Annotated in this window: 19 protein-coding genes; 12 read left to right on the top strand and 7 right to left on the bottom strand. The window is 63.4% G+C overall.

Annotated elements, in window-relative coordinates:
• Window positions 1-62: 62 nt before the first annotated feature.
• The 4 genes from V1288_RS32410 (at window position 63) to V1288_RS32395 (ending at window position 5,914) form a co-directional block, all read left to right on the top strand.
• Window positions 63-1,019, top strand: a complete 957-nt coding sequence (locus tag V1288_RS32410; protein WP_334360882.1) for a dihydrodipicolinate synthase family protein — start codon at window positions 63-65, stop codon at window positions 1,017-1,019.
• Between the two features lie 123 nt (window positions 1,020-1,142).
• Window positions 1,143-1,943 (top strand): NUDIX hydrolase, encoded by an 801-nt coding sequence (locus V1288_RS32405; protein ID WP_334360881.1) that lies wholly within the window; start codon window positions 1,143-1,145, stop codon window positions 1,941-1,943.
• A 127-nt stretch (window positions 1,944-2,070) separates the two neighbouring features.
• The gene (locus V1288_RS32400) at window positions 2,071-2,994 is read left to right on the top strand and encodes a DMT family transporter (protein ID WP_334360880.1); all 924 of its coding nucleotides are present in this window, start codon (window positions 2,071-2,073) and stop codon (window positions 2,992-2,994) included.
• Between the two features lie 238 nt (window positions 2,995-3,232).
• Window positions 3,233-5,914, top strand: a complete 2,682-nt coding sequence (locus tag V1288_RS32395; RefSeq protein WP_334360879.1) for a PAS domain S-box protein — start codon at window positions 3,233-3,235, stop codon at window positions 5,912-5,914.
• Between the two features lie 17 nt (window positions 5,915-5,931).
• Here the strand turns inward: V1288_RS32395 and V1288_RS32390 are convergent, their stop codons facing one another.
• Window positions 5,932-6,282, bottom strand: a complete 351-nt coding sequence (locus V1288_RS32390) for a GrlR family regulatory protein (protein ID WP_334361461.1) — start codon at window positions 6,280-6,282, stop codon at window positions 5,932-5,934.
• Between the two features lie 222 nt (window positions 6,283-6,504).
• Here V1288_RS32390 and V1288_RS32385 point away from each other — a divergent pair, with 222 nt between their 5' ends.
• Complete coding sequence (locus V1288_RS32385) at window positions 6,505-6,954, top strand: hypothetical protein (protein ID WP_442894000.1); 450 nt, start codon at window positions 6,505-6,507, stop codon at window positions 6,952-6,954.
• 47 nt (window positions 6,955-7,001) lie between these two features.
• Here the strand turns inward: V1288_RS32385 and V1288_RS32380 are convergent, their stop codons facing one another.
• Window positions 7,002-7,385, bottom strand: coding sequence for a VOC family protein (locus V1288_RS32380; protein ID WP_334360878.1), 384 nt, complete (start codon window positions 7,383-7,385; stop codon window positions 7,002-7,004).
• A gap of 155 nt (window positions 7,386-7,540) precedes the next feature.
• On the opposite strand from V1288_RS32380, the gene V1288_RS32375 reads away from it, so the two are divergent.
• Window positions 7,541-8,266 (top strand): hypothetical protein, encoded by a 726-nt coding sequence (locus tag V1288_RS32375; protein WP_334360877.1) that lies wholly within the window; start codon window positions 7,541-7,543, stop codon window positions 8,264-8,266.
• A 144-nt stretch (window positions 8,267-8,410) separates the two neighbouring features.
• The gene (locus V1288_RS32370; protein ID WP_334360876.1) at window positions 8,411-8,893 is read left to right on the top strand and encodes a hypothetical protein; all 483 of its coding nucleotides are present in this window, start codon (window positions 8,411-8,413) and stop codon (window positions 8,891-8,893) included.
• A 19-nt stretch (window positions 8,894-8,912) separates the two neighbouring features.
• Here the strand turns inward: V1288_RS32370 and V1288_RS32365 are convergent, their stop codons facing one another.
• The gene (locus tag V1288_RS32365; protein ID WP_334360875.1) at window positions 8,913-9,281 is read right to left on the bottom strand and encodes a hypothetical protein; all 369 of its coding nucleotides are present in this window, start codon (window positions 9,279-9,281) and stop codon (window positions 8,913-8,915) included.
• Window positions 9,282-9,623: 342 nt separating this feature from the next.
• On the opposite strand from V1288_RS32365, the gene V1288_RS32360 reads away from it, so the two are divergent.
• From V1288_RS32360 to V1288_RS32350, 3 genes are all read left to right on the top strand, one after another.
• Window positions 9,624-10,796: a cupin domain-containing protein gene (locus V1288_RS32360; protein WP_334360874.1), complete on the top strand. Its 1,173-nt coding sequence runs from the start codon at window positions 9,624-9,626 to the stop codon at window positions 10,794-10,796.
• Window positions 10,797-11,278: 482 nt separating this feature from the next.
• Entirely contained in the window at window positions 11,279-12,307 is a 1,029-nt protein-coding gene (locus V1288_RS32355) for an alpha/beta hydrolase (RefSeq protein WP_442893885.1), read from the top strand.
• Between the two features lie 427 nt (window positions 12,308-12,734).
• Window positions 12,735-13,079, top strand: coding sequence for a hypothetical protein (locus V1288_RS32350; protein ID WP_334360872.1), 345 nt, complete (start codon window positions 12,735-12,737; stop codon window positions 13,077-13,079).
• A gap of 579 nt (window positions 13,080-13,658) precedes the next feature.
• Here the strand turns inward: V1288_RS32350 and V1288_RS32345 are convergent.
• From V1288_RS32345 to V1288_RS32335, 3 genes are all read right to left on the bottom strand, one after another.
• Window positions 13,659-14,117 (bottom strand): RidA family protein, encoded by a 459-nt coding sequence (locus V1288_RS32345; protein WP_334360871.1) that lies wholly within the window; start codon window positions 14,115-14,117, stop codon window positions 13,659-13,661.
• 129 nt (window positions 14,118-14,246) lie between these two features.
• Window positions 14,247-14,777, bottom strand: coding sequence for a bifunctional 3-hydroxydecanoyl-ACP dehydratase/trans-2-decenoyl-ACP isomerase (gene fabA / locus V1288_RS32340; protein WP_334360870.1), 531 nt, complete (start codon window positions 14,775-14,777; stop codon window positions 14,247-14,249).
• 298 nt (window positions 14,778-15,075) lie between these two features.
• Window positions 15,076-15,381 (bottom strand): HigA family addiction module antitoxin, encoded by a 306-nt coding sequence (locus V1288_RS32335; protein ID WP_334360869.1) that lies wholly within the window; start codon window positions 15,379-15,381, stop codon window positions 15,076-15,078.
• Between the two features lie 408 nt (window positions 15,382-15,789).
• Between V1288_RS32335 and V1288_RS32330 the strand changes: the two genes are divergently transcribed.
• Together V1288_RS32330 and V1288_RS32325 are read left to right on the top strand one after the other, a co-directional pair.
• The gene (locus V1288_RS32330; RefSeq protein ID WP_334360868.1) at window positions 15,790-16,113 is read left to right on the top strand and encodes a PadR family transcriptional regulator; all 324 of its coding nucleotides are present in this window, start codon (window positions 15,790-15,792) and stop codon (window positions 16,111-16,113) included.
• A 181-nt stretch (window positions 16,114-16,294) separates the two neighbouring features.
• On the top strand, window positions 16,295-18,250 hold the full coding sequence (locus V1288_RS32325; protein ID WP_334360867.1) for a serine hydrolase: 1,956 nt from the start codon (window positions 16,295-16,297) through the stop codon (window positions 18,248-18,250).
• A gap of 367 nt (window positions 18,251-18,617) precedes the next feature.
• On the opposite strand, the gene thrS is transcribed toward V1288_RS32325, so the two are convergent.
• Window positions 18,618-19,829 carry a threonine--tRNA ligase gene (gene thrS, locus V1288_RS32320; RefSeq protein WP_334360866.1) on the bottom strand — a complete coding sequence of 404 codons (1,212 nt, stop codon included), beginning with the start codon at window positions 19,827-19,829 and terminating at the stop codon, window positions 18,618-18,620.
• Window positions 19,830-20,163: the final 334 nt, after the last annotated feature.

The raw sequence follows: 20,163 nt of genomic DNA, 5'->3' as shown, positions 1-20,163 counted from the left end.
AATTGCGCATCTGCGGTCTGGTCCTTCGGACCATCCCGGAATGACCAGACAAGAGGCACTAAATGACAAAGCTCACCGCTCAGGCCGCAGGCACTTTTGCGATCGCGCCGACCCCGTTCCACGATGACGGCCGCATCGACGAGAAATCGATCGACCGGCTGACCGACTTCTACGCCGAAGTCGGCTGCGACGGCGTCACCGTACTCGGCATTTTGGGCGAGGCGCCGAAGCTCGATGCGGCTGAAGCCGAGCAGGTCGCGGTTCGCTTCGTCAAGCGCGCCAGGAACATGCAGATCATCGTCGGCGTCTCGGCGCCGGGCTTTGCCTCGATGCGGTCGCTGGCGAAAGCGTCGATGGACGCAGGCGCCGCCGGCGTGATGATCGCGCCGCCGCCGCATTTGCGCACCGACGACCAGATCACGGGCTATTTCAAGCAGGCACAGGAAGCGATCGGCGACGAGATTCCCTGGGTGCTGCAGGACTATCCGCTGACGCTCAACGTCATCTTCACGCCGGCCGTGATCCGCAAGATCGTGATGGATTCGCCGTCCTGCGTGATGCTCAAGCATGAGGACTGGCCGGGCCTGGAAAAGATCTCCACGCTGCGTGGCTATCAGAAAGACGGCTCGCTGCGGCCGCTTTCCATTCTCGTGGGCAATGGCGGGCTGTTCCTCGATTTCGAAATGGAGCGTGGCGCTGACGGCGCCATGACCGGCTACGCCTTCCCGGAACTGCTGATCGACGTCGTCAAACTGTCGAAGGCCGGCAAGCGCGACGCGGCGCACGATCTGTTCGACGCGCATCTGCCGCTGATCCGCTACGAGCAGCAGCCCGGCGCGGGCCTGTCGGTCCGCAAATACGTGCTGCAGAAGCGCGGTATCATTTCGTCCAGCGCGCAGCGCAAGCCCGGCGCCACCATCACAGCGACGGCGAAGGCCGAAGTTGAGTATCTGTTGTCGCGGGTGGCGCGCGTCGACCGCCGCGCCAATCTGCAACCGCAATCCAGCGCGGCGGGCTAGAAGTCCCTCATGGTGAGGAGGCGCGAAGCGCCGTCTCGAACCACGAGGCCCCGATCGTGCCAATCATCTTCGAGACGCGACCCAAGGGCCGCTCCTCAGGATGAGGTCCAGGAGTTAGGTGTTATGGCCGAAACCGTCGCCCCGCGTCCCGCGTCCACCATCCTGCTGCTGCGCGACAGCGCAGACGCCAAGGAAATCGAGGTCTTCATGATGGTCCGCCATTATGAGATCGACTTCAATTCCGGCGCGCTGGTGTTTCCCGGCGGCAGTGTCGACAAGGGCGACAAGGAGATCATCGCGACATCAGAACTCTATTCGGGCGGCGAGGGGCTCGACGAGGCCACGCTCAGCTTCCGCATTGCGGCGATCCGCGAAACGTTTGAGGAAAGCGGGATCCTTTTGGCGCGGCCAAAGGGATCGAAGGCGCTGGTCGATGCCAAGCGCGCCAGCGAGATCGAGGCTATCAACCGCGCCGACCTCTGCGATGGCAAGATCACGTTCCTGAAGGTGCTGACCGACAACGGCATGGTGCTGGCGCTCGACGAACTCGTGCCCTATGCGCACTGGATCACGCCGGAGGGCATGCCCAAGCGGTTCGATACCTGGTTTTTCCTTGCCGCCGCGCCGCCCGAACAGGTCGGCGCCCATGACGGCAGGGAATCCACCGATTCGATCTGGGTCTCGCCGCGCGAGGCACTGGAAGGCGGCGAGAGCGGACGCTTCAAGCTGCCGTTCCCCACCACGCGCAACCTGATCAAGCTCGGCAAGCAGCAAAGCGTGAAGTCCGCGCTCGACGACTCCAGAGGCAAATCCGTCGTCACTGTGACGCCGGTCATGACCAGGAACAATGGCGGCCGCCAGCTCCGCATTCCCCTCGAAGCCGGTTACGACGGCGAGGTGTTCGAGGTCGGCTCGGTCGGCTGACATATCCGTCGCGCCCGAAGCCCGGTCGCGTCGAAGGCTGCATCCACACTTCGGCGTATAACGAAGTATCGCAGCGCTTGCGGCTGTAATGTCCGTCCCGGCTTTCACCGAGATCGGGAACACGGACATGGGCGATACCCATCCTCAACGCGCCGGCATGGCGACCGAGCTGGCGCTGCTGCTCGCGCTCGCCACACTCTGGGGGGCGTCCTACACCTTCATCCGGGTCGGGGTGGCGACCATTCCGCCGATCACCCTGATCGCGTGCCGCACGCTGATTGCCGGCTTGCTGCTGCTGATCATCCTGCGCTGGCGCGGCGTGAGAATGCCCGTTGATGCCACAAGCTGGCGACGCTTCCTGTTTCAGGCTTGCCTCAACAGTGTCGTCCCCTGGACGATGGTCGCCTGGGGGACGCGGGCGCTGGATGCGGGGGTGGCAACCATCCTCAACTCCACGGCGCCGATATTCACGTTTTTCCTGACGCTCGCCGTCACGCGCCATGAGGCGGTAACGTCAAGGAAGCTGCTCGGCGTCATCGCCGGGATGGCCGGCATCTGCCTGATCGTCGGGATGCAGGCGCTGTCCGGCTTCGGCGAGCAACTGACGGCCCAGCTCGTGATGGTGCTGGCCGCCATCGCTTACGCCGGCGCCGCCATTTTCGGCCGGAGTTTCAGGGATCTCGATCCGATGGTGCCCGCGGCCGGGTCGCTGCTGTGCGGCGCGGCGATCCTGATTCCGGTCGGCCTGGTGCTGGAGCGGCCGTGGACGCTGCAGCCGTCGACCGGTTCGATGCTGGCCCTGCTCGGGCTCGCGGTGTTCTCCACAGCGCTCGCCTTCGTGATCTATTTCCGCCTGATCCGGACCCTGGGATCGGTCGGCACCACGGCGCAGGCCTATTTGCGCGTGCCGATCGGCGTCGCGGTGGGCGTGGTTTTCCTCGGCGAGCAGCTAAGTTCGACCGCCTGGATCGGGCTCGCCTGTGTCGTCGTCGGCGTCGCCGCAATGACGATTCCGGCGCGAAAGGCGAGCCCGATCGGGAAGGCCGTCTGAACGGGCTTCACGTCGGGAAGGCGTCGACCTGCGTGCCGCTGCGGCGCTACCGCATCTGGAACCGAATGGCTGCAGCTATTCGCGCCAGCGGCGAGGGCGCTGGGGACGGCCCAAGTGTGACCGGGCTGGCCCCGAGAAATCCGGCTTATATACCGCTATTAACCAACGGCCGGCATGTTCCCCACGGCCCGAAATACATCGTATATTGCGTCCCGATAGGAGCCCGGCCCCGACCCACATGACCGCTGAAACGCCGCCGAATTCGCTGCCGCCGCGATCGTTCTCGCTTTCGATCGGCCAACTGACATTCGGCAGTTTCATGCTGGTGCTGGCGGTGATCATCATCACCTCGACTGCCAGCGTCATCGCCATCCGCCACATCGATTCGACTTTTGCCGAGCTGCAGCGGCTACAGAGCGTCGGTGACCTCGCCGAGGACATCGACCGCCGCATGAACGAATTGCGGCTCGCCGCTCGGGATTTCGTTACCGACCCCGGCACGCAGTCGGTCCAGGTCGGCGAAGCCGCGACCTCGCTCGGCGAGGTCCTGAAGAAGACGCGGCTGGAGCTCGCTCCCGAGCAGCAGGACATGATCGACGGCGTCACCGAGCGCCTGGCGACCTACCGCAGCGGCATCGAGCGGATTTCAGCGCTGATCAACCGCCGCGCCGAAATGATCGTCACGTTGCCGCCCTTGCGCGAAAAATTCGATACTGCGATCGCCGAGGCGTCCGATGCCCACCTTGCGATGGCCCTGTCTCAGACCCAGAGCCGCATCGCCTCGGCGTTGCTGGCGCATAACCCTTCGGCTGCCGAACAGGCTGCGGAGAGCATGCGCTCGATGACGGTCGCCGATCCAAAGCTGCGCGCGATCGTCGACGACTATGCGCTGGCGATTGTCAACATATCGATCCGCGAGCGGCAGATATCCGACATCGACAGGGAAGTGCTTGGCGCGGAGGGCCGCCTGATCCAGCGCGTGACGGAATTGTTGCGCGACGTCAGCGAGCGGCGAGGGCGCGTTCTCTCCCGCGATTTTGCGAGGACGCTGACCGAAGCAAAATGGCAGAGCATCGTGCTCGGTACTGCCGGCGTCCTGATCGGGCTCTTTGCCTCGCTGCTGGTGGTTCGCCGCACCGTACGTCCGCTTGCGGCGATCGCGAACTCGATCCGCACGGTGGCCCGTGGCGAAAAGAGCGCCTCGATTCCGGCGATCGACGTGGACAACGAGATCGGCGACATTGCCCGCGCCGCCGAGGTATTCCGGCAGACGCTGGTCGATGCCGACAGCGCGCGCGAGGCGGCGGTGCGTGCGCTCGCCGAACAGCGGCTTGCCGAGGAAAGCTACCGCAAGCTGTTCGAGTCTTCGGTCGACGGAATCTACGTCACGACGCCCGGCGGCGCGCTGCTGAACGCCAATCCGGCGCTGGCGCGGATGATGGGCTATGCCACGCCGCAGGATCTGATCAACGGCATCGGCGACATCGCGGGTACGGTCTATGTCCATCCCGAAGCGCGGGCGGAATACGAGCGGCTGATGCAGCGCGACGGCATGGTCCGTGAATATGAGTACCAGGTTCGCACGCGCAACGGTTCGGTGCTGTGGCTCTCCGACAGCGCCAGCGCCGTGCACAATGAGGCCGGTGTCGTCGTCCGCTACGAGGGAACGGTGCGCGACATCACCGACCAGAAGCGCGCCGAAGATGCGATCGCCGAAGGCCGCCGCTTGCTGCAAATGGTGATCGACACCGTGCCTGCCGTCATCAACGTCAAGGACAAGGAGCTCCGCTATGTCCTGATGAACCGCTATATGGCTGGCATTTTCGGAGTCGAGCCGGGGGATGCGATCGGTCGCACCACCGCCGATCTGATGTCGCGCTACGGCGCGGAAAAGACCGACGAGCCCGACAAGCGGGTATTGGCAGCCGGCAAGGAGCTCGGCTTCTACGAGGAGGAGTACAGGGATGCGTCCGGCCATATGCGGCAATGGCTGGTCAACAAGCTGCCGATCCTGGATCCCTCCGGCGAGATCGAGAACATCGTCACCGTTGCGCTCGACATCGGCGAGCGCAAGCGCGTCGAATCCGAGATGCGCAAGGCCAAGGATGCAGCGGAGGGGGCGCTGCGGAACTTGCGCGAGACGCAGAATTCGCTGATCGAGGCGGAAAAACTCGCGGCGCTCGGCCGGCTGGTGGCCGGCGTGGCGCATGAGGTCAACAACCCCGTCGGCATCAGTCTGACGGTGGCCTCCGCGCTGGAGCGCAAGACATCGAATTTTGCAGCCGAGGTCGCCCGCGGCGAGCTGCGGCGCTCCAGCCTGAACGATTTCCTCGAGACCAGCCGCGATGCGTCGTCGCAGCTCGTCGCCAATCTCAACCGCGCCGCCGAGCTGATCCAGTCGTTCAAGCAGGTCGCCGCCGACCGCAACTATTCGGACCAGCGCTCTTTCGACCTTGGCGACCTCACCGAGCAGGTGGTGATGAGCCTGCGGCCGGGCCTGCGCAAACATAATCTGACGCTCAATGTCGAGTGCCAGCCCAATCTGATGATGAACAGCTATCCCGGACCGTATGGACAGGTGCTTACCAACTTGTTCCTCAATTCGGTGGCGCATGCATTCCCGGACGGCAAGCCCGGCACGGTCGACATCCAGGTGCGCGAGTCCGGCAAGGACAATGTCGAGATCATCTTTTCCGACAACGGCATTGGCATGAGCCTCGACGTCCGCCGCCGCGCCTTCGATCCGTTCTTCACCACCCGACGCGACCAGGGTGGCACCGGACTTGGCCTGCACATCGTCTACAGCATTGTCACGACACGCCTCGGTGGCCGGCTCGATCTCGATTCGCAGCCGGGCGGCGGCACGCGCATCCAGATGATTCTGCCGCGCACAGCACCGCTGGAGCAGGCGGCGGAGTAGGCGGGCGTGCTCGGGCGCTAGTTGATATCCGCCAGCTTGTGCAACGTCGCGCCAAAAATCTGGCTGGCTTTGCCGACCAGCGCGGTTCCGTTCATGGTGCCGCGGGTGTCGGTGAATGTTCCGGAGACGCCGATGCCAACCGGATTGGGTCCGCCGAACAGCGGATTGTCATTGTCGCGCGGGGTGGTGTGGCGCTGCACCAGGACCTCGCCTTTGAAGGTATCGCCCTTCACGGTGTAGCTGCCGGTATAAAATAGATAGGCGTCGCCGCCAAGGATCTGGCCGTCGCGGAACAGAATCACGCCGCTGCCCTTGCCGGTGCGCCCATCCAGCAGGGTGACGTGGATCGAATAGAGCCCGTTTTTCATGACGCCCCGGATGCCGGCCGCCGCGCCCAAGCCGGTCAATGAGTTATGCCAAAGCGTGGCATGCACCGTCAACGCGTCAGGTTGCCTGCCAATAAGCAAACCCTGATCGAACCATTGCGACGTGACGCGGGGATGACGGGTCGGGAACCGAATCAAGTTGGCCCGCGAAATGCATAGCTCGGTTTGGCACCGGCCGGCGGGTGCTTGGAGCAAGAGAAACAGGTGACCAACTGGATGAATTCCGGCGGCCACGTGCCGCATCCATACATCGGGAACAGCAACCGTGAAACGACGGGTCGTCATCGCGCGGGCCGCTGGAAAAGGCGGATGATGATCGGCAGCGTATTGCTGATGTTGCCGCTTGCCGCTGATCGCGGCGAGGCGCGCGATCCCGACGGCCGTTACGCCAATTCACCACTGAAGCAATGGTTCGACAGTCTGAAGAGCGGCAAGGGGCCGTGTTGCTCCGACGCGGACGGCAGCGCGGTCAGCGACGTGGATTGGGAATCGAAAAGCGGACATTACCGCGTTCGCATTGACGGCGAGTGGTATGACGTACCCGACGACGCCGTGATCACCGAACCGAATCGCTTCGGCCGAACCATGGTCTGGCCGATGCGCGGTTATCAGGGATTGAGCATCCGCTGCTTCATGCCGGGCAGCATGACCTAGCGCGCGAGCGTCGGCCAGATAGATCGTCGTGCTCAGCGAAAGTGGAGTCACGCATATTTCTTGTCGCGCTCGAGCAACTCGATCGAAATGCCTTGCGGCCCACGGATGAAGCAGATGCGCACGCCGGGCCGGATGGTGGTTGGCTCCTTCGTGAACTCGACGCCCTTGGCCTTGATCTCGGCGGCAACCGCGTCGATGTCTTTCACGGTCAGTCCGAAATGGTCGAGACCCTGATAGGGCGTCACCGGCGGGGTGTTGACGCCGTCGCCGACTGTGACGGGTGCGATGAACACATTGGCACCGCCGAGTTTGACGTCAATCCGCCCGGGACCACGGATGATCTCGCCTCCGAGAACGTCTTCCAGCCATGCGGCGGTCGCCTCGGGATCGGGACTGCGCAAATGGACATGGTCCCAGATAACGGTCGGCATCTCGGTCTCCTCATTATTGTTGTTGCGGCATTGTTGTTGCGGCGCTGAAGGCCGGTTGCGGCCGGCCAATCTAGCCGCCACGCCTCCACAATGCCATCCCGTGCCGCCGCCGCAATATTGTCGAGGTGGCGTGAAACCATTTCCTCCCTGGGTGATTGTTGACGGGCGGCAGGATCCGTACAGCGGCGGTCGTGACAGAAGCCGTACGGCAAACGCTCGTATGGCTTTTTTCGTGCGCGGCGCGGCAGGCGTCGGCGCTGCCGGGTGAGGGCACCGCTATGAGAATCGCCGGCTGGTCGTTCGGAAAGTCCGAAGCACGGCTTGTCGTGCTGCCGGCCATCGCCATCGCAGGCTGCGCCTTATGGTTGATGCTCCCGCAGGCAAGCGATGCCGAGGGCCATTCCACGGCGACCTCGCCTGAAGTTGCGCGCGTCACGCAAGATACATCGCAAAATACATCGGACGACACGGCCGGGGTCCAGGCGACCCTGTCGAGCCCGGCGCCGACGGCCGTTTCCCCCGACGCCAATTCGGCCGCTGCCGCACCGCTCGACATCGCGCCGCCGGAAACGGTGGCTCCCGCCCAGTCGCCGCTCGACGGCCTCAAGATTGTCTCGCAATCGTGGCGAAGGGGCGGGCTCGGCTCGAAGGCGCTGGTGACCTTCACATTGCGCAATGCCAATGACTATGCGGTGAGGGATATCGAGATCGCCTGCACCTTCACCCGCCGGGACGGCAGCCATCTGACCGACCGCCGGCGGGTCATTCCCGATACCGTGAACATGAAGAGCCGGAAGCGCTACGCCGGCATGCTGGTCGGGTTCGTCAACGTCAACGCAAATAAGGCGAAATGTTCACTGGTGACAGCCAGCCGTATTTAACCTTGTGCCGCCGAACGTGCCGCGCCTCCCCCCGAAAATGTGATCTCTGCTTTTGAACCTTGCCGGTTGGCCAGGAACTAATCGCTATATCGCCCGTTGGGCGACTGAACCGCGCGGTACTCGCGCGGGGGGAGCGAGATCACAATGCCCGTAGCGCGTTATTTCCTGTTTGTCGGCGGAGTGCTGCTGGCGCTGTTGTTGGCGATCGATGTGTTTGTCCCGCAGCAGGCGGTTGTGGCCAGCCAGGCCGTTCCGTCGGTCGACAAAACCGTGGTTCGCATCCGTTCCGACCAGAAGCTGCCGGAACGGGTGGTCTACGACACCAGCCTTCCGACCATTGTTCCGCCGCCGACCATGACGGCCCAAGCCGCCGCGCCGCCCGCGCGTGCTGCGGCCCCTGCCTCTCCTGTGGCCGACGCCGCCGCCCAAGCCCGTGTGCGGGAGACGTTTGCCGAGTTCGTCCCGGCGGAAGCGAAGAAGCCCGAGCCGCAGGTCCAGCGCAAGCGCAAGGTCGCCAAGACCCGTCCGGCACTGCCGATGCAGTTCGCGCAGCACCCGCAAATGCGGGTCGCGCAGCAGTCGCAATTCGGCTTCTTTGGCGGCCCGAACTGGAATTCCACCTGGTAAGGTGCGCCGCCCGACTTAGTTAGCGCGGCAGTTTCGGAATCTTGTCCGCAAAACCGTTGTAGCAGGCCAACCGCTCGTCTTCCTCCTTGAGGAAGCGGCAGTCATTGACGCCCTTCGCCGCCGGCGCCTTCGGCTTGGGCTGTGGCGCATAAACGGCGTCGTAGCAATTCAGCCGTTCCTTGGTCGCATCGTCGATATCCAGGCAAGCCTGCAACTTCTGGGCGACCGACAAGGGTTTTTCTTTTTCCTTCTTGCCCGCCGCTGATTTCTTCGATCCGACCACAACCAGCGGCTTGCCGCCGACGGTCGGGGGATTGGCCGGGGCGGTCCCCTGAGCCAGCGCTGCCGCCGGATACAGGATCGCCAGCGCCAGGATGATCTTTCTCATGTTGAAATGTCCGAATAGCCGTAAGCCGAACGAGCACGCCTGGAGAGGCCAGAAACTCCCGACCTTCGGAATCGAAATCCCGCTGCCCGCCTGCGTTCTCTAGCACCATCCCCAAGCGTCTGTCTAACCCGTTGATTTAATAGCCATTCAATTGAGCCTGCGACGACCGGGAGGATGCCGGCCGGCCCTTGCTTGACGTCTGGTTGTCCCGGGCGGGGTCCGTTACGGCCAGCACACCCCCATCCGCCAGCGCCAACTTTGTGGTCTAGTGGGCGCTTCTTCCGCGGCCGGGTGGGAGCCGTCGTCGGAGCATTTCGCTGGATCATCCTCAAGGAGAGCATCATGTCCGATCCGCAACGCCGGGAGTTTCTGGCCGCCGCAGGCATCGCCTCGCTGGCAGCGCTGGGTGGGGCACAGCCGGCAGCCGGCGGCGATCCGAGCTTCATGAACAATGTTCCGGACCCAACGCTTGCCGGCAGGGATCTTCCGACTTTCAAATTCGCGCTGGAGAAGTCGGACGGCAAGGTCATCGGCAACAGCTACGGCAAGGAGGCGACGGTCGCGCAACTGCCGATCTCCAAGGGGATCGCCGGCGTCTCGATGCGGCTTGAGCCCGGCGCGATGCGCGAACTGCACTGGCACGCCACCGCGGCCGAATGGGCGTTCGTTCTCGAAGGCCGTGTCCGCACCACCGTCGTCGATCCAAGCGGCCTTGCCGAGACCAACGATTTCGAAGCCGGCGACGTCTGGTACTTCCCGCGCGGCCACGGCCACATGCTGCAATGCCTCGGCGACAAACCCTGTCACTTCATCCTGATCTTCGACAACGGCTACTTCTCCGAATTCGGTACTTTCAGCATCACCGACTGGGTCGGACATACGCCGCCGGCGCTGCTGGCGAAGAATTTCGGCCTGCCGGAAGCTGTGTTCGCAACATTCCCAAAGGAGGAGGTGTATTTCGCGCGCGGCAAACCGCCGCCTGCCGAGCCGTCGGTGCCGCTGCAGGGCTGGAAGCTGCCGCCGGAGACCCACAAATACCGCCTGCTGGCGCAGCCGCCGCATGCGAGCTATCGGGACGGCCGCGAGTGGCGGGTCGATTCCAGCCGCTTCCCGATTGCGAAGACGATCACGGGCGTCGTCCTCGATCTTGATCCCGGCGCGCTGCGGACGCTGCACTGGCATCCGAACGCCGACGAGTGGCAGTACGTCGTCGAAGGCGAGGTGAGTGTCACGCTGTTTGGTTCGCACGGCCGCTACCGGATCGAGCGATTGCAGAAGGGTGACGTCGGCTACATCCCGCAGGGCTATGGCCACTCGATCGAGAATGTCGGCGGCGGACCTGCGCGCATCCTGATCGGATTCAATGCGGGCACCTACGAAACCATTGATCTGTCGCAATGGATCGCAGCAAATCCCAGGGATGTGCTCGCTACGAATTTCGGCCAGCCTGTGGAAGTGTTCGAAAAATTCCCGGATCGCGACGTGTTCATCGCCGGTAAGGATGGCACCCGATAGCAGGAGGTCGCCAAGCGCGCATTAGAACCACGCGCGCATACAGCGTCGACTGATCTCGCGGCGCGACCGTACCAGCGTGATGTCAGGCAAATCTAGCGCAGGCGATAGGCATCAAATGCGTGGGCCAGGAATACGCCAATGCTGGCGAAAATGAGGAATGCCGTCACGACTTCGGTCATAGTTTTCCTCCCTGTATTGCGATGCCGGAAAGGGCACGCTTGAGGAATTCGCGGTAGATGAGGTTCAGGACCGACACCAACATGATCTAACCCCGTCGTTTGATGAGACAACATCGTTAGAGGGTCTTTGTTTCCGGAGGACTTCGCGGCGGATCGAAATGGTTTCGTTGCGCCGCCTGCGGATCACGGAATCGCGACGGGAACCGGAACAAGCGATTGCCATCGTCCGCCCTTTTCTCGCCATGCTAGTTCAGGAAAGCTGTGGTGACGGGTTCTGCGAAACCGTGTTCCCAAAGGTCCTGTGTGATCGTCCGACATTTGCTGCACAACCAGACTCTCCAGACTCTTGCGTCCCGCCGCGCTTTGCTGCGCGGGATTGTGTCTTCCGCAAGCGTGCTCGCGCTCGGTGGATGCGCTAGCTTGGGCGCGACCGGCGCGCGTTACGACGCTGCGTCGCTTACCGCCGAACCGACATTGCTCGTCGCTACCACACGCAAGCCGGTCAATGGCGGGCGGGCCAAACCCTGGTTCGGGCCGGAGCGCGCGACAAGGATGACCGTCGCCCGGGCGAAGCTGGTGCCGCCCGACGAGAGCCGTTTCTCGCTCGCCGCGGCCGGGCTTGGCGATTGGCGTCTTGATGGCGTCGAGCCGGCGTCGGGAGAGGTCAGCGATCTTCTCGCGCAGGGCGGCGGGGGTGACGTGCTGATCTACGTGCACGGTTTCAAACAGACATTCGAGACGGCCGCGCTCGATGCCGCACATCTCGCCGACGGCATCAAATTCCGCGGCCAGACGATGGTGTTCTCCTGGCCGTCCAAGGCCGGACTGTTCGACTACGCCTATGACCGCGACAGCGCGATGTGGTCGCGCGACGGCTTCGAGCGCGTGCTCCAGGCTGCCGTCACGGCTCCCGGCACCGGCCGCGTTCACATCGTCGCGCACAGCATGGGCACCATGCTGACGCTCGAAAGCTTGCGCCAGCTCTATGCGCGGAACGGCGACAGCGGTACCGACAAGATCGGGGCCGTGGTGTTCGCCTCACCCGATATCGACATGGACGTATTCTCGTCGGCGGTCACCCGCATCGGTCCGCTCGGCCGCAAGATCACCGTCGTTACCGCGACAAACGACCGCGCACTGGCGCTGTCGGGACGATTGGCCGGCGGGATGACACGGGTCGGCGCCGCCGAGAAGGCCGCCATAGAGCAGCTCGGGGTGCGCGTCATCGATGCATCAGAAGCTGGCTGGGGCGTCATCAACCACGATCTGTTCCTGTCCAATGCGGAGGTGCGGCGGGTGATACGCCGCTCGATCGATACCTCAGCCGCGTAAAGCGGTGGCGCTGCCGGACGACTTCGGATCGGGGCAGTCCAGCCTGAGCAATGTCCATCAATTGTCACTGGACAGGATCAGGATCGACCGAGGCTTTCATTCGCGACGCAGGAGAACGCCTGCAACATCGTCAAGACGGTGATCGCACGGCAACATGATAGCGACCGCCTGTCACCGACTGCGCGGTTGTCGCAATGTCACCACGCCGTCACCCATAATCTCGCCAAATTGACGGAACACTTATTCGTGGCCGGCACGATGGTGCCCGGTCTCGCCTCGAACTGCTCAACGCTTGAACTGCTCAACGTCCGCAACGCCGACCGGTTGTCGGCGCGCGCCGCTTTGCGAGTCGATCGGGGAGATACGGGCGAAGCCGGGCGCGTGCCGCCGATCCAAATTAGTCAGTTGATACAGAGGAATGAAAATCATGCGTCAAGCAATATCGAAAGCCGTGGCGGGTTCGAGCGCGAACCCCCGACAGGTGCTGTCACTCGCGGCGGGCATCGCCTTGCTCGCGGGCGTCACCACGGCTCACGCGCAGAGCACGGGTATCGCAGCCTGTGACGACTTCCTGACCAAGTACGATGCCTGCGTCGTCTCCAAGGTCCCCGAGGCACAGCGCGCGATGTACAAGACGCAGATCGACCAGACGCGCAAGGCGTGGGTCGACATGGCCAAGAATCCGTCAGTGAAGGCGACCATGGAATCGACCTGCAAGCAGACCCTGGATGCAACGAAGGCTTCGCTCACGGCGTATGGCTGCTCGTTCTGATTGGCGTGCGCCGCTGAAAAGGAGTGGTGCCGGGTAGGCGCCATTCCTTGGCGGCGGCCGGGGCGCGACGGGGAGCGGCCGACGATGCCGGCGAGGCGCTCTTCCGGAACTCTGGCCGAACGACGTGTGCACCGCCGGCGCGCGATTCACGATCAAGCGGCGCGTCTTCAAGGCGCGGTCTGCAAACTTCTCTTTATGCCGATTAACCACTTGTTAACCATAACGCCCCAGCATTGCCCCTCTAGCGAGTCGCCACGGGCTTTAGTCCGAAGGCGCGATTGATCGTTCATCTTGGGGGCGGGCAGAGGCTCGCGGGGCTCCAAGGAGCAACGTCATGTCGTCACCAGGCGTAAAACATCAGGTAAGTCTGCTGTCCGAATTCGTCCCGGCGATTTTCGGCGCACTTGGTTTGGGGGTCCCGATAGCGGTTGCGATCATCTGGATCTGTTCCTGATCGGGATGCCCGCTTGTGTATTTGACGGCGCCCGTCTGTGCGGGGCGTGACGGGCCATGGCCGGCGAAGGTCGGCGCTGCGCAGCACCGCGCGTCGCAGGCTTGGCCCGGCACGACGTGACGCAGCTAATCGGGCAGTGCTGCGACCGCGACGATCTCGATGACGAGGTCGGGATGCGCCAGCGCCGCAACCCCGATGATCTCCGAGGGTGGAGGGTTGTTGTAACTGCATTGCTTGGGGCAATGCTGAGCAAAGAACTCGTCCATCACGTCCTGGCGGAAGTTGGGAGAACTCAATACGCCGCCGGCGGGGAAGGGCCCTTTCACGAAGAACGTAAGCTTGATCAGGTGGTCCAGCGAGGTGCCGAGTTCCTCCAGATCGGATTTGATGTTTGCAAGTATGTTGCGCCACTGCGCGGCCACGTCTCCGACGGCACCGCCACCTTTTTTGAACGGTTCGTAATCGTCCGTGGTTGCGGTGTTGCCGGCCAGGAAAACAAACCCCTTTGCCCGTGAAACCACGGTGCCTTTCCCCCACGGCATCAGATGGCCGGCCTTGAACTTCTTGTGGGTGACGAGTTCCATGTTTCGTCCGTGTGCGGGAGCCGAACGGGGCCGAAGTCAGCACTCCGCACACATCTACGCGCAGGATGAAGCGATGTTCCGATCAGAGGCGAAGCGGCGCACCATGGCGGCCTCTTCTCGGAATGCAACTCAGCTCGGGAATGCGATCAGTCCGACCCTCATATCGTCGGCGAGATAGACGCATGCGCCGTCGGCAAACACGCGGCCATTCGCAACCCCAACAGCCAGCTTGCCACGCCTGACGAGGCGCATATTGACCTCGTAGCGCACGCGCTTGATGGCTGGCGTTATACCACCCCGGAACTTGACCTCGCCGACGCCGACGGCGCGGCCCTTGCCCGGCGAGCCGGACCAGCCAAGCCAATAGCCGACAATCTGCCACATGGCGTCCAGACCCAGGCAGCCCGGCATCACCGGATCGCCTTGAAAGAGGCAGTCAAAAAACCAGAGGCCAGGCGCGATATCCAGCTCGGCGATGACGTGGCCCTTGCCGAATTCGCCGCCGTTCAGGCTGATCTCGGTGATGCGGTCGATCATCAGCATGGGCGGTGCCGGCAGTTGGGCATTGCCCGGGCCGAAATAGCCGCCTTCGCTCGATCTGAGCAGATCTTCCTTTGTGTAGGACGATTGCGGAGCGTGAAAGTCTCTCGGGTTGGACAAGACAAACTCCTTCAGTGTTTGGCCGGCGGTTGCTGTCAGGCGACTTTGTTGCGACGGTCTTTTCGATGCCGGCGTTAGCAGTGAGGCACAGGGCTCCGGCCATGAAGGCCTAAATTTCATTCGTGAGTTTCGGCGCGCAAATGGCAGCACTCGGTTGCTTTGTCTTGCTCGATCCAGGTGGCGTGCCACGGTCGATGACGATGGGCCCTTCTGCTTGGCCGTGGCGCTATGATGGACTGCGCGGCCGTGCGCGGCATTGCGCAAATCTTCGCCACCTTGCGATATTGCGCTCCGCCGGTTAGGCTGCCTCCGGCTTATTTACGGTCTCGATCCGGTCGAGGATCTTGCCGAGATCGCGCTTCGCAATCTCAACGTCATAGTCGTTCTGCAGATTGAGCCAAAGCTGCGCGGTTGTGCCAAGCGCCTTTGCGAGCCGAAGCGCGGTATCGGCGGTAATGCCCGTCTGTTCGCCGGCGATCCGCTCAATCCGAGTACGAGGCAAGCCACAGGCCTTGGCAAGAGCGCCCGCCGACATTTTCAGCGGTACCAGGAACTCCTCCCGCAGAACCTCACCGGGATGCATGGGCTTGAGCTTCTTTGCCATTGTCGCGTCCTCTTCTAACAAGGTCGGCCGGAAAGCCCTTGGGACTTTCGCCATTGAAGACGGCTTCGGCGGTTTTGTCCCGGAAGTCCTGATCACATGCGACATGTATCATTGAATGATACGGAAATCAAATGCTGGCGTATCATTCAATGATACGGGGCACCGTCGCGGTCTCAGTGCAGCAGTCTGATCGTGGGAGTGACAGCGCAGGAACGGTCCCTTACGCGGGCCGTGGCGTGCTCTAGCGAAGAGTGGCGCGCCACGGCCGATGAGGGCACTATTGCTTCGCCGTAGCGCTATGATGGCGCGGTGCGGCGCGCGCTGCTATGCGCAAATCTGCGACGGTCTACGACCCTTCGCTACGAATCCAACCTTGACTATATCCGTCGCGGATATATATAAATTCGTATGAGCAAATCCGAACCCCAGTTGCCGCTGACGCCCGCCGTGTTCCACATTCTGCTGGCCCTCGTCGGTCAAGAGCGACACGGCTACGACATCATGCAACAGGTTAAATCGGACTCCCAAGGTGCCGTCAAAATGGGGCCGGGAACGTTGTACGGCTCGCTGGACCGCATGATCGAAGCCGGTCTCGTGACGCAGGGCAACACGCGGGACCCGCGCAGAATCTATTACAAACTCACAGCGTGCGGGCTGGCGACGCTCCGAGCGGAAACAGAGCGTCTGTCACATCTTGCCGTTGTCGCGCGCCGCCAACTGGGGACCGCGTGACGCGATGGCGCATATCAGGAAGACCCGGTCTCGTTCTCTGGCGGTGTACGGGTTCCTCTTGAGACTATATGCGCCGGATTTCCTGGCACGGCATCGTGCGGAAATGCTCCAGAACTTCGAGGACCATGAAAACGCGTCATCGTCGAAGGCAGCGCTTTGGCTGCACATCGGGGAAGATCTCATGCTCAGTCTCATCTCGCGCAACATTCCGAAGTCGGTTTGGGGACGTGCCGCCCCGATGTTCGTCCTCCTTGTCGCGGTGTTCGCCGTGTGGCGGGGGTTTGCATACGACGTCGCGCCGGTAAGCGATCCCCAAGCGCTCGAATTCTCCTCGACGCGGCTGACGCGGATAGCGGCCTGGCAGCAGACGCAGATTGACGCCGGCGCCTTCTCGGGTGCGGTTGCGGCGATCGCCCGCAACGGCAAGGTCGCGTATCTGCGCGCCGCCGGCTATCGTGACCGCGCCAAGACCATCCCGCTGCAGGCCGACGCAATCTTCTGGATCGCTTCGATGACCAAGCCGGTCACCAGCGTGGCCGCCATGATCCTGGTCGAGGAGGGAAAGCTCGATCTCGCCGCCCCGGTCCACCACTATCTTCCCGAGCTGAAGGACATGATGGTCGGTGTCGAGACCACCGATCCGGCGAGCGGACAAAGCAGGCTCACGCTTGAGCCGCAGAAGCGCCCGATGACCGTCGAGGACCTGCTGCGTCACACATCCGGCCTCGTCTACGAAGGCGGCGATACGGCCGTGCACCAGCTCTACCGCGACAGTGGGCTGTACGACAAAGGCTTGGCACGTGACGGCACTTTGAAGGACTTCGTGTCCCGACTGGCGCGGCTTCCGCTCGCCCATCAGCCCGGCGAGGTCTGGGAATATGGCCACAGCTCTGACGTTCTGGGGCGAGTGATCGAGGTCGCTTCAGGCCGACCGCTGGACCAGTTTCTCGACGGCCGCCTGTTCAGGCCGCTCGGCATGATCGATACCGGTTTCTGGGTGCCGCCGGAGAAGCTCGCCCGCCTGGTCGACGCGCCGGTTGGCGCATGGATTCGCCCTGACCGGGACGTCACCAAGCCGACCACGCTGTTCTCGGGCGGCGGCGGGCTGGTGTCGACGGCCGCGGACTATCTGCGGTTCGGCCAGATGCTGCTCAACGGTGGTGAGCTCGACGGGGTGCGCATCCTTTCGCCCGCCACCGTCCGCCGGATGACCACGAACTCGCTGCCATCAGACATCCAATTCACCGGCGGCGACATGGGGCCGCGGGGCAGCGCGACCTTCGGGCTCGGCTTCGGGATCCGTAGCGATGCGGCCTCGAGCTGGGTGCCCGGATCGGTCGGCAGCTACACCTGGAGCGGCCTCTGGGGAACCTATTTCTGGGTCGATCCGGCGGAGCAGCTGATCGCTATACAACTCATCCAGGTTGCGACCGACTACGGCCGTTTCACGCGTCCGTTTCGCAACCTGACCTACGGAGCCTTCCTGGTTCCCGACCGCGACGCGCCGATATCCGCAACCGCGGCGACCGATCAAGTCGCGCTCGATGAACTCGTCGGCAAATACGATTTCGGACAGTCATCGAGCTCGCGGGACAGGATGAGTCCTGTCAGCAACTTTTCCGGGATCGGCGCCGATATCGAATTGAAAAGCAGCAGCGCGCGAATTATTCGCCCTCTTGATAACTCGCCCTCGGCTGAGGCTGGATTGAAACCGGGTGATATCATCACGGAAATTGACGGCACCCCCGTCAAGGGTCTTACGTTGAGCCAGGTCATCGCGAGGTTGCGAGGCCCGGTCAATTCGCAAACCCGGCTGAAAATCACGCGTGCGCAGGTTGCTCCGATCGAGATCGCTGTTACGCGGGCGCCGATCTATGTTCCTGGTGTCGAGTTGCAGGTCAGGATCGACGCCGGGAATTTGGTTGCGGAGGCGACCGGACCTTGGCCGATCCTGGATTTCGAGAAGGGCAAACCTGTCCGCCTAAAAGCCATATCCGAACGCGAATTTCATGTCGACGACGGGTACCACACGCGGATCACCTTCGTAAGGGATTCGAGCGGGAAGGTAGCGAGCGCAGTCCTGAATGCCGGACCGTGGGAGCAAAGAGGCCGATTGGTAACTAAACGAGCTTCCTAGCCGAGATGATCGTTGACAGTTTCGGGCAGCGGGACCCCGCTTGTCGCCGCTGAAAGCGCAAAAACCGGCAGGCGCGCCACGGCCGATGACGCCTTGGCGCTATGATGCGGCGGCCGGCTGCGCGCTCCGGCCGCATAATCCGGGATGCCCTGCGATTTTTCGCTACGCCTCGTGGGCGGCGTTCTTTCCGATTTCGCAGGCGGTCCGGGTGCCCTTCGATAGCGGCCTTCTTGATCAATCCCGAGATCACGATGGGCCAGCAGGCGACACACCGCGCTCTTCCTTGGGCCTGCTCGCCTGGGATCCTGCGTCCGCGGGCGCGGCGCCGACGCCCGGCACACCAGGGATGCGGCGCCTGAGGCACGTTTTACAAGGGTTGAGCCACAACGGCGCCGGGCCTGGCCCTCGCCTGCAGGCGGGACACCGCCTCGGCCAGCGGAACGTCGGCCTGTGAGCCGTCGCTCTCGCGCAGGCTCACCCGGCCGTCCCTCATCTCGCGCCCGCCGACGATAGCCATCACCGGCACCGCCATTTCATGCGCCGCCACGATGCGCCGCGAAAGAGTATCGGCACCGTCATAGGCAACGGCCCGGATCCCGGCATCCTCGAACGCCGCCAGCACGTCCGCGCCGTATCCGGCCTGGTCTTTCGAGATCGGCGCGACCGCGACCTGGTCCGGCGACAGCCAGAACGGAAGCACACCGCCATGGTGCTCGAGCAGGATCGCGATCATGCGACTGAGCGATCCGAAGATGGCGTGGTGGATCATCAGGGGCCTCGCGCGGCTGCCGTCGGGGGCGACGTAGGACGCCTCGAGCCGCTGCGGCAGCACGCCGTCAAGCTGCACCGTGCCGCACTGCCAGGATCGTCCTAGCCGGTCGCGCAGCGCGAATTCCAGCTTCGGTCCGTAGAACGCGCCCTCGCCGGGATTGATTTGAGGCGCGAGGCCGCATTGCCTGGCGGCATCGCCGAGCTTTGTCTCTGACCAGTCCCAGGTCGCGTCGTCGCCGGCGCGCATCGCCGGCCGCGTGGCCAGCGCCACCTCGTAGTGGGGAAAACCGAGGTCGCGATAGACCTCGCCCAGCAGGGCGATGAAGCACGCGACTTCGCCCTCCACGTCCTGCTCGCGGCAGAACACATGGGCGTCATCCTGCTCGAAGGCACGCGTCCGCATGATGCCGTGGAGCGAACCGGAAGGCTCATTGCGGTGGCAAGCGCCGAACTCGGCATAGCGGATCGGAAGCTCTCGCCACGAGCGCAGCCCCTTGTTGAAGATCTGCACGTGGCACGGGCACGACATCGGTTTCAGCGCCATCGCCAACTCGCCGTCGTCGACCCGGAACATGTGCTCGCCGAACTTGTCCCAGTGGCCGCTGCGGCCCCAGAGCTCCTGCGGCAGAAGTTGTGGCGTCCGGACCTCGGCATAACCGGCTCGGCGCATCTTGCGCCGGACATAGTCCTCCAGCACCCGGTAGACCGCGTTGCCGCGCGGATGCCAGAACACCATGCCCGGCGCATCTTCCTGAAGGTGCCAGAGTTTGAGCTTCACGCCGAGATTTCTGTGGTCGAGATCGTCCATGGCTGTGTTCCTTGTGATGGGAAAAAGCGCGGACGGGGACCATCAAAAACCGGAAAAGGCCCCGTCCGTCGCCGGCGGGGCCTTTTCTGGGTGAAGTACGCTTGTCTCTAGCGCGCACAACCAGCAGGCGATCCGCCGTAAGCGGTCGCCGTGGTGGTCGATGCGGCTGATCGAAGCTTGTTCATACTCTGCATATGGCGGCAAAACGCTCAGGCGTCAACACCAGCCGCTTGGCGTACGTACTGGGTGAGCGCCTCGCACGCTTCCAGCCCCGCGATTGTCGCCGGCATGCCGCAGGGGATTCGCAGCCCGATCATGATGAGGCCGTGAGCCC

The organism is Bradyrhizobium sp. AZCC 2176, from assembly GCF_036924645.1.
GTDB lineage: Bacteria > Pseudomonadota > Alphaproteobacteria > Rhizobiales > Xanthobacteraceae > Bradyrhizobium.
Note: the sequence above shows the minus strand (reverse complement) of the source record. Positions and strands in the feature narration are given on the sequence as shown.

Coding starts and splice junctions, on each gene's coding strand:
- V1288_RS32410 (WP_334360882.1), top strand. CDS start 63: ATGACAAAGCTCACCGCTCAGGCCGCAGGCACTTTTGCGATCGCGCCG.
- V1288_RS32405 (WP_334360881.1), top strand. CDS start 1,143: ATGGCCGAAACCGTCGCCCCGCGTCCCGCGTCCACCATCCTGCTGCTG.
- V1288_RS32400 (WP_334360880.1), top strand. CDS start 2,071: ATGGGCGATACCCATCCTCAACGCGCCGGCATGGCGACCGAGCTGGCG.
- V1288_RS32395 (WP_334360879.1), top strand. CDS start 3,233: ATGACCGCTGAAACGCCGCCGAATTCGCTGCCGCCGCGATCGTTCTCG.
- V1288_RS32390 (WP_334361461.1), bottom strand. CDS start 6,282: ATGAAAAACGGGCTCTATTCGATCCACGTCACCCTGCTGGATGGGCGC.
- V1288_RS32380 (WP_334360878.1), bottom strand. CDS start 7,385: ATGCCGACCGTTATCTGGGACCATGTCCATTTGCGCAGTCCCGATCCC.
- V1288_RS32370 (WP_334360876.1), top strand. CDS start 8,411: ATGCCCGTAGCGCGTTATTTCCTGTTTGTCGGCGGAGTGCTGCTGGCG.
- V1288_RS32365 (WP_334360875.1), bottom strand. CDS start 9,281: ATGAGAAAGATCATCCTGGCGCTGGCGATCCTGTATCCGGCGGCAGCG.
- V1288_RS32360 (WP_334360874.1), top strand. CDS start 9,624: ATGTCCGATCCGCAACGCCGGGAGTTTCTGGCCGCCGCAGGCATCGCC.
- V1288_RS32350 (WP_334360872.1), top strand. CDS start 12,735: ATGCGTCAAGCAATATCGAAAGCCGTGGCGGGTTCGAGCGCGAACCCC.
- V1288_RS32345 (WP_334360871.1), bottom strand. CDS start 14,117: ATGGAACTCGTCACCCACAAGAAGTTCAAGGCCGGCCATCTGATGCCG.
- V1288_RS32335 (WP_334360869.1), bottom strand. CDS start 15,381: ATGGCAAAGAAGCTCAAGCCCATGCATCCCGGTGAGGTTCTGCGGGAG.
- V1288_RS32330 (WP_334360868.1), top strand. CDS start 15,790: ATGAGCAAATCCGAACCCCAGTTGCCGCTGACGCCCGCCGTGTTCCAC.
- V1288_RS32325 (WP_334360867.1), top strand. CDS start 16,295: ATGCTCAGTCTCATCTCGCGCAACATTCCGAAGTCGGTTTGGGGACGT.
- thrS (WP_334360866.1), bottom strand. CDS start 19,829: ATGGACGATCTCGACCACAGAAATCTCGGCGTGAAGCTCAAACTCTGG.